The sequence below is a fragment of the Dyadobacter sp. OTU695 genome, assembly GCF_038440355.1.
In the GTDB taxonomy this organism is placed as follows: domain Bacteria; phylum Bacteroidota; class Bacteroidia; order Cytophagales; family Spirosomataceae; genus Dyadobacter.
In genome coordinates this window covers 1-1,477 of the sequence record NZ_JASATN010000058.1, presented here as the reverse complement: position 1 = coordinate 1,477, position 1,477 = coordinate 1, and the positions used below count along the sequence as shown (strand labels likewise).

The window sequence follows — 1,477 nt, the reverse complement described above, 5'->3', positions numbered from 1 at the left end:
CCCCAAATCACCGGTACGGTAAAGACGGTCGCCAAGTTGATTTAAGAATCGGCTCTCGCTTTGATCCGCATCACCTATATAGCCTATCGCCACCCCGTCACCGGAAATGAATATTTCACCAATCGCACCAACCGGGACCTGCTTGAAATATGGGTCCAAAATCCGGATCCTGGTATTTGTCAATGGCTTGCCGATCGGAATATTTTCCTGTTCTGATATCTGGTCTACCGGATAGAAAGACGCGAACACGGTCGTTTCCGTTGGCCCATATACGTGAATGAGCTTTCCTGGCCCCAGACTGTTAAATGCTTTGATTACATGATTTGAAGAAACTGCTTCACCGCCGAACAGAATTTTCCGCACACCGCCAAATGCTTCCAAACGCGCATCAACAAAGCCGTTAAAAAGCGCAGTTGTCAGAAACATTACCGACACCTGCTTTTCAATAACATGGTCGGCAAGCTTGAAAACATCCGCAACTGCATCTTCCTCAATTAAAACCAGGCACGCACCTTTCATCAAGGCAGAAAAAATCTCGTAAGATGAGCCGTCAAATCCATAGTTGGACCATTGAAGCACACGATCTGACGGAAGTACCTGTATTTCTCCGGGTTCCTCGATTAATTTCAATACATTTTGCTGACTAATGACAATCCCCTTAGGCCTTCCAGTTGTTCCGGAAGTATACATCACGTTTAACCTGGCACTTATCTGTGGCAGTGTTTGAATTCGCTCGGAAGAATAAGGCAAGGATTGATCAATACCAACAAAAGTAAAATCACTGAGCTCATACGAGTCCGTTGCTGAAAGACTGGCGGTCAAGACAATCTCAACCTGTGAATCGGATAACATATACCGAAGCCTCTCAGAAGGAAACTCTGTATTCAGCGGCACATATGCACAGTCACTTTTGAGAATACCTAGGATCCCAACAATCATTTCCGGTCCGCGGCCGGAAAGCAATCCGATGTTAGCTCCTGATTTTACGCCCAATGAAAGAAGCATCCGGGCAACCTGGCTAGACCGCTCATCGAGTTGCTGATATGTCAACCTCTGATTTTGATAATTCAACGCGACGCCACTCGGATTACGATCAACTTGATCTGTAAATAGGTCTACTAATTGCTTTTCTTTCTCATAAGGATAAAAAGAATCATTAAACCCATCTAGCTGCAGAACGGCCTTCTGCGATAAAATTTGTAATTGACTTATCTTCCTTAAAGGATTACTGATAAGGGAGTATAACAGTTGTTGATAACTTTCAAATAGGTTTTCGATACTTTGAGACCTAAACAAATCCGTCGAGTATTCGATTTTTACAAATATTTGTCCCTCTGAATTAGAGCAATTAAAAATCATGTCAAACTGACTAGTGACATGATTCACTTCAAAAGGCGTTGAATGAAGTTCCTTAAAACGATCATTTGTTACGTCTTCGACATTTTGAAGAGAGAAAATTACTCCAAACAGCGGGCTT

The 1,477-nt window shown here is 43.0% G+C and carries 1 protein-coding gene; it reads right to left on the bottom strand.

Features of this window, described 5'->3' with window-relative positions; genetic code table 11:
• On the bottom strand, nucleotides 1–1,477 hold a 1,477-nt coding region (locus tag AAHB90_RS32375; RefSeq protein ID WP_342089471.1), incomplete at both ends, for a non-ribosomal peptide synthetase.